This window comes from Clostridium sulfidigenes, assembly GCF_000732635.1.
GTDB classification, from domain to species: Bacteria; Bacillota; Clostridia; order Clostridiales; family Clostridiaceae; genus Clostridium_J; species Clostridium_J sulfidigenes.
The window spans coordinates 80,603-88,116 of sequence record NZ_JPMD01000011.1 but is presented as its reverse complement, the minus strand read 5'-3'; the positions used below and the strand labels follow the sequence as shown (position 1 = coordinate 88,116).

Here is a 7,514-nt window from a genome sequence, read left to right as displayed (position 1 = left end):
TGATATTATACATGAAATTTATATAATTTACTAATATCATAGATAAATAGGTTATCATATATCTATATATATTCTACATATATAATTTTAATATAGTAATCAATTTTCTTAGCATCAATAGAGTTTTTATTGGGTATAAATACACAATGAATTATTTTGCATTATTAGAATTGAAAAGATATATTCTACATGATAGGATTAAAGAATAGTAACTATGAAAAATAAACAAACTATATATATAAAATAAGATTAGGAGTGATAAACATGAATAAAATGCTTAACTTAAAACGCTGGGCTTTACTTGGGGCTACCACTGATACTACAAGATTTGGATACAAGATTTTTAGAGAACTAGAGGATAGAGGATACACTGTTTATGGAATAAACCCTAAATATGATTCTATAGATGGAATAAAGTTATATAAATCTATAGAAGAGTTACCAGAATTAATAGATGGAATAAATGTAATAGTTAATCCTAAAATTACTTTAGAAGCTCTTCCAAAAATAAAAGCAAAAGGAATCAAAAATGTATGGTTCCAACCAGGTTCTTTTAATGAAGAAGTTATAGAAGAAGCTAAAAAATTAGGTTTTAACATAGAACTAGAAGACTGTATGCATGTAGAATTATTGAAGTTATAGTCCTTGTTTAATATAGAAAATGTTAAAAACAAATGTGTAATCTATGGATTAGAAAGATCTAACTAATAAATAAACAATAAATAAACTCCAATCTCATTTTTAAATTTGGGTTGGAGTTTATTTATAGGGTAAGACATGGGGGAAGTTCTTATGGGTGAAGCTTTAAATGAAATACTAGATAATATTTCACAAGGAGTTATTGTTATTGATACAGAGGGAATAATAACAACTTACAATAAAAAGGCTAAGGAGATATTTGGAATATTTGAATCTACAAAAATTAGTCATAAGTCAGATAAACTTAAAAAAGATGATCTGGTTTTTATTGTAGATAATAAAGTTGGTGAGGACGATGGGGAACTAGATTATAAGTCCTTTGAGAAGATCGGTATCTATAATAAAAACCTTAAAAAGGGAGATTCAATTTTAGCCTTTGGTATATATAAAAGTTCTAATAATCATGTTAATGAGAATTACAAAATTATAGAAGTAAGTGATCAAAGTGGGGAAGTATATCTTGATGGAGTATATAGGGGATTAAAGTATAGGTTAAGTATAGACTATAGTAAAAAAATATTAGGAATAAATATAAATGACACAATATATAGTATGAATTATAGATATGCTGTTGGACATATGGTGATAATTAGAAATAATGAACTGGTATTTTATCAAAGTAAGGGCTATACAGCTAGAAATGAAAGTTTAAGATACATATTAGAAGAGAGAATTTTTAGAGAAAAAGGTAAGAATGCACAGGCTATAAATCCTATTGGAGATTTCATTTTTAATGTTCATGAAAGAAATAATGAAATGGATAAATTCTATAGGTGTGCTACTAAAGAAGATAATATAGTAACAAATGAATTTATGAATATTAATGGTATAGCTACATTATCATCAATTATACCGTTATATTCAGAAGAAAATAAAATTGGGGCTATATTAAGAGTTGAAGACATAACAGAATTGAAAGAAGTAATAGAAGAAAGAAACGTTTTATTAAAAAATCTTAAAAAAACAGAAAAATTATTAGAAGATGAAAATATAGCAAGAAGTTTCAAAAAGTTTCAAGGGGTAAGCGCCCATATAAATGATGTTAAGAAAATAGCTTATAAATCATCAAAAACAGATTCAACGGTATTAATACTAGGGGAAAGTGGAACGGGAAAAAGTACTCTAGCAGAAGAAATTCATAATATCAGTAATAGGAAAAATAATAAGTTTCTTCACATAAATTGTGCATCATTACCAGAAAGTCTTTTGGAAAGTGAGCTTTTTGGATATGAAGGTGGAGCGTTTACTAATTCAAGAAAGTCAGGTAAACCAGGATTATTTGAATTGGCTAATAATGGTACTGTATTTTTAGATGAAATAGGAGAAATGCCATTAAAGATTCAAGGGAAACTACTTAATTTTTTACAAAATAAAACCTTTTATAGAATTGGAGGAATAGAAGAAATTAAGGTAGACACCAGAATTATATGTGCTACAAATAAAAATCTTGAACAATTAATAAAGGAAAAGGAATTTAGAGAAGATTTATATTATAGAATCAATATTATACCTATATACATTGAGCCTCTTAGAAATAGAATTGAAGATATACCCTTATTGGTGGACAAGTTAATTGAAAATTTATCTAAGAAATTAAAAAAAGAACCCATTACTATGACTAGAGAAGCAATGAACAAGTTAATGTGCTTATCTTGGTTAGGGAATATAAGGGAATTAGAAAATGTTCTCGAGAGAACAATAAGTTTAAATGATTCTAACGTAATTTATTCTAAAGATATATTAGTATACAATACAAAAAATGAAACAAAAGAAATAAATGAAAGTTTAAAAGTTGGTTTAGAAGAAGCAGAAAAGAAAATAATAATTCACTGTTTAAGAGCTTATAAAGGAAATATTAAAGCTTGTTTAAACATATTAGAAGTTGGAAAAACAAGCTTTTATGATAAATTAAAAAAATATAATATCAATATAAATGATTATAGATAAAATTAAATATAAATATTCCGTTAATGCGGAATGGTGTTCGCAAAAATGAACTATTTTAAATTCTTACATATTGAGCAAAATCAAAGTTTTAGAAAACAATATTTAGAATAGTTCGAAAATGTGGAAAAACATATAAGCTATATTTAAAGACTAATAAAAAAATGGCTATTTTAAAGGGATTAATTTAGTAAATATCTTTTAAAAATGTGGCATAGATATTGCTTTACTATTAATTTAAGAAATTTAGTAGGAGGCAATAGATATGTTACAAAATAGCATTAAAGAAGGAAACTTATATTTTTATGGATGTAATGTTCAGGAATTAGCACAAAAGTACGGTACACCTTTATATGTAATATCTGAGGATTGCATAAGAAACAAGTGTAAAGAATTAAAGGAAAGTTTCATAGAAAAGTATCCCAACACTAAGGCATTTTATGCAAGTAAAGCTTTTTTGACTTTAGAAATGTGTAAAATAATGAAAGAAGAAGGCATGGGAATAGATGTAGTATCAGGAGGGGAACTTTTTGTAGCAATTAGAGCTGGCATTGACCCAAAGGACATAATGTTTCATGGTAATAACAAGACAACAGCAGAATTAAAAATGGCTATAGAGTATAGTGTAGGAAGAATAGTGGTTGATAGTTTAGATGAATTACAAGTGCTTGATGACCTTGCCAATGAAGCAAATAAAGTTGTAGATATCTTATTTAGAATAACTCCAAATATAGATTGCAATACTCATAAGTATATAAGTACTGGTCAAAAGGATTCTAAATTTGGTATTCCATTAGATGATGAAATTATAAAGGAAGCTATAACTATAGCAACAACATCAAGAAATATAAACTTCAGAGGGATTCATTTCCATGTAGGCTCACAATTATTTGATAACTCCTCCCATCTGAAAGCTATAGAAAATGCAATTAGATTGATGAAAAAGCTAAAAAATGATTTAGATATAGAAATAGAAGAGTTAAATGTTGGAGGAGGCTTTGGCATAAAATATTTAGAAAGTGATAAGCCAAAATCTCTAAGCTATTTTATTGATGCAATAATGGAAGTAATTAAGAAAAAAACCTATGAAAATGGACTCAAAATGCCTAAAATTTTCATTGAACCAGGAAGATGGATGGTTGGAGAAGCTGGTATAACTCTTTACACTGTGGGAACTATTAAGGATATTCCAGGAGTAAGAACCTATGTCTCCATAGATGGAGGATTACCAGACAATCCAAGAACCGCATTATATACAGCAAAGTATCAAGCATATTTAGCAAATAAAATGGATAATGAAAGAAATAAAACAGTTACAATAGCTGGAAAATGCTGCGAATCAGGAGATATACTAATATGGGATTTAATGGTGCCTCATTCTATAGAAAGAGGAGATATTCTTTCAGTTATGAGTACAGGTGCATATAATTACTCCATGGCTAGCAATTATAATAAAATTCCAAAGCCTGCTGTAGTGATGATAAAAGATGGACAAGAAAGAATTATTGTAAGACGTGAAAGCTACGAGGATTTAATTTCCATGGATGTAATTTAATAATTCTAGTTTAAATATGGGTGATATGAGATAATAACTACACATTATAAAATTTCGGGGGGATATAACAATGGAAGGATTTTTTAACTCCATAAATAAAATATTTGAATTTATAGTACCAGTGGCAGACTTTTTATGGGATTTTCCAACTAATTTTCAATGGTATTCTAACATTCCTATAATAGGAAAGTTTTCTTTAGCTATCTTACTTTTAGTAGGATCAGGTATTTATTTCACATTTAAAATGGGCTTTGTTCAATGTACTAAGTTTAAAAAAGGGATTAAAATACTTGCAGAGAAGAAATCTCATGAAGCTGGTATTAGTCCTTTAGCATCATTTCTACTAAGTTCAGCCATGAGAATAGGACCTGGAAATATAGTAGGGGTTACAGGAGCAATTAGTGTAGGAGGACCAGGAGCTATATTTTGGATGTGGGTTTCTGCCTTCTTTGGAATGGCTACAGCCTTTGTAGAAGCAGTTTTAGCTCAAATTTTTAAAGAGAAAAAGGACGATGAGTTTGTTGGAGGACTACCTTTTTATGGGATGAAGATTTTAGGAAATAAAAGAGCAATAGGAATAGTACTAGCTGTTTTATTTATTGTATATGCAATGTTCTGTATACCAGCTCAAACCTTTAATATTGTAACTAGTTTAAGTTCAGTAGTAGAAACAATTACAGGAACAGTTTATGAAAGACAATCATTACTATACTATGCAATTACTATATTATTAATAGCTTCAGTTGTAGTTACTGTATTTAAAGGAATAAATGGTGTTACCAAGGTTACAGATAAATTAGTGCCTATAATGGCTATAGTTTATGTAGGAATAACATTAGTAATAATTATATTTAACTTAGATAAAGTACCTGTATTTTTCACAGCAGTATTTGCAGGTGCCTTTAAACCACAAGCCATCTTTGGTGGGGCCTTTGGTGTTGCACTTGCTCAAGGAATAAAAAGAGGTCTTATGTCAAACGAAGCTGGACAAGGTACTATAACTATGGCCGCAGCTACTGCAGACACTGACCATCCAGTAGAACAAGGATTAGTACAAGCTCTAGGAGTATTTTTAGATACTATGGTAATTGCCACAATGACAGGAATAGTTGTAGTTATGGCAAGCCTTTGGGCAGCTGAATCAGGAGTGGCTTGGGAGAGTATAAAAGGTTCTAAGCTAACAGTTTATTTAACCTCTGTACAATACTTAATTCCAGGTACAGCCTTTGACTCAATTGCTACTATAATAATATCTTTATGCTATGGATTATTTGCATTTACAACCTTACTTGGAATGATTCTATTTGCAGAGATATCAGGAAACTTTATATCAAAAAGTAAGAAATGTATTAATACCATAAGAAGTTTAGGTGCCTTTATATTTGTACCTTTTGGTTGTTTAACAGTTTTATCAGGACTAGAACTAGGGAACCTATGGTATATATCTGACTTAGTAAACATACTAGTTGTATATGCCAATGTACCTATATTACTATTAGGATGTAAAATTGTATTTAAAGCTTTAGATAATTATAATAGCACTAAAGGCGCAAAGTTTAACTCTCTAGATATAGGAATTGAAACTCCTTGCTGGGGAAACTATGGAATTGATGATTATAAAGAAGAGAAAGAAGTATCTATGTAAATATTTAAATTATATAAAAAATAGGATAATAATGTATACTAAAATATTACCCATATGATATAATAAATTATATAAGAAAAAATGGAGGAAATAACTGTGAGATATCTTAATATAAAAAAAGGATATACCCCAATGAGCAGCAGTTCTATGACTAAAACTGCAATATTGAAAACCAAGGGGTTACTGTATCTTTTTTTAAGATGATTTTGCAGGAATGATAGTCCTTCAACTTCAAAAGTAACTCCAAGACTTTATTATAAGATTAAATTCTTCATAATAGAGTCTTTTATTATGCGAATTAACAGAGTTCTTAGCTTCTATGAAGCTTTACTAACAGAAATCATTAGGGGGAGTTACAATGAATAACGTAAAAGAAAGTTTAAATATAAATAAAATTAATAAAGGGAAGAGCGTAGATTACTTAGATAGGATAAAGAAAAATATAAAAATTGATTATATGTATAAGTTTTTATCTTCCATAGATATAAGCTCTGCTATTTGGGTATTATATTTAGCTCATAAAGGCATGTCTCTTATAGAAATAGGACTTTTAGAATCAGTTCACCATATAACCAGTTTAATATGTGAAGTTCCAACAGGAGCTATTGCTGATATTGTTGGAAGAAAGAATACTATAATACTTGGAAGGATAATGTCCGCAATTGGAGCAATCTTAATGCTGTTTTGCAATAGCTTTTTAGGGTTCGCCATTGCCTTTGTAATATCCGCCATATCTTATAATTTAAACTCAGGTTCAGAAGAAGCCTTGGTTTATGACTCCTTAAAGGTTACAGGAGAAGAGGAAAAATACCTAAAGATAAATGGAAATTTAAATTTTATAATTGAAGTAGCCCAAGGAATAGCTGTATTAGTTGGAGGAATATTATCAGATTACTCCTTTACATATAGCTATGGATTAGCAGCCATTGTAAGTATATGTGCACTAGGAATTTCCTTTGGATTTAAAGAACCAGAATTTCATGAAGAGGCAAAGGAAAGAGTGACTATAGTAGGTCATTTTAAAAGCTGTTATGAAGTGATGAAATCTAATAAAAAAATTATACTAATAATGATGTTTTTTGAATTAATATTTATGACCGGTACAACTACTCATTTTTATACTCAACAGTATTTTAGTGAAATGGGATACTCTAGAAGTTTCATAGCAATAATCTATGTAATATCAAGTATAGGCTGTGCCATAGGAGCAAAGTTCGCCTATAAAGTAGAAAGAAAATTAAAAAAAGCTATGCTTTATATAGTTCCAATGTTAGGAGGAGTGTGGCTTATAGTTCTTATTAGCAGTAAGAATTTAATTTCTATCATAGGATTTATTATGTTTTCTGTAAGTATAAATATCCTATATCCTGTTAGCTCTGACTATATAAATAAGCTTATCCCATCAGCTCAAAGAGCAACCTTAATATCTGTTCAAAGTATATGCTTCAGTATATTTATGATTATGATATTTCCATTATTAGGGGTTATAGGACAAGTAACTTCATTAAGGGTAGCTTTTATAGTACTTGCAGTGATTCTTTTCATAATAAGCTTTGGGAGCAGAAGAGTTTTAAAGGGGAATAATTGATAATAGGAAAAATGGAATGAGTGAAAAGTTTGCTTAAAATGGAAGACTTCCACGTGAACCTAGTTGCAGTTTAGATAGCACCA

5 protein-coding genes are annotated in these 7,514 nt (G+C 29.1%); all 5 read left to right on the top strand.

The features are described 5' to 3' along the window. Positions 1–264: 264 nt before the first annotated feature. Positions 265–642 (top strand): CoA-binding protein, encoded by a 378-nt coding sequence (locus IO99_RS05315; protein WP_051823942.1) that lies wholly within the window; start codon positions 265–267, stop codon positions 640–642. A gap of 150 nt (positions 643–792) precedes the next feature. Beyond that, positions 793–2,646, top strand: coding sequence for a sigma-54 interaction domain-containing protein (locus IO99_RS05310; protein ID WP_035131088.1), 1,854 nt, complete (start codon positions 793–795; stop codon positions 2,644–2,646). Positions 2,647–2,908: 262 nt separating this feature from the next. Then, positions 2,909–4,198, top strand: coding sequence for a diaminopimelate decarboxylase (gene lysA, locus IO99_RS05305; RefSeq protein ID WP_035131080.1), 1,290 nt, complete (start codon positions 2,909–2,911; stop codon positions 4,196–4,198). A gap of 70 nt (positions 4,199–4,268) precedes the next feature. Then, positions 4,269–5,843, top strand: coding sequence for an alanine/glycine:cation symporter family protein (locus tag IO99_RS05300; RefSeq protein ID WP_035131078.1), 1,575 nt, complete (start codon positions 4,269–4,271; stop codon positions 5,841–5,843). Between the two features lie 358 nt (positions 5,844–6,201). After that, positions 6,202–7,431 carry an MFS transporter gene (locus tag IO99_RS05295; RefSeq protein WP_051823941.1) on the top strand — a complete coding sequence of 410 codons (1,230 nt, stop codon included), beginning with the start codon at positions 6,202–6,204 and terminating at the stop codon, positions 7,429–7,431. Positions 7,432–7,514: the final 83 nt, after the last annotated feature.

Excerpts from the sequence above, each read along its gene's own strand:
- IO99_RS05295 (WP_051823941.1), top strand. The coding sequence starts at position 6,202 with ATGAATAACGTAAAAGAAAGTTTAAATATAAATAAAATTAATAAAGGG.
- IO99_RS05310 (WP_035131088.1), top strand. The coding sequence starts at position 793 with ATGGGTGAAGCTTTAAATGAAATACTAGATAATATTTCACAAGGAGTT.
- IO99_RS05315 (WP_051823942.1), top strand. The coding sequence starts at position 265 with ATGAATAAAATGCTTAACTTAAAACGCTGGGCTTTACTTGGGGCTACC.
- lysA (WP_035131080.1), top strand. The coding sequence starts at position 2,909 with ATGTTACAAAATAGCATTAAAGAAGGAAACTTATATTTTTATGGATGT.
- IO99_RS05300 (WP_035131078.1), top strand. The coding sequence starts at position 4,269 with ATGGAAGGATTTTTTAACTCCATAAATAAAATATTTGAATTTATAGTA.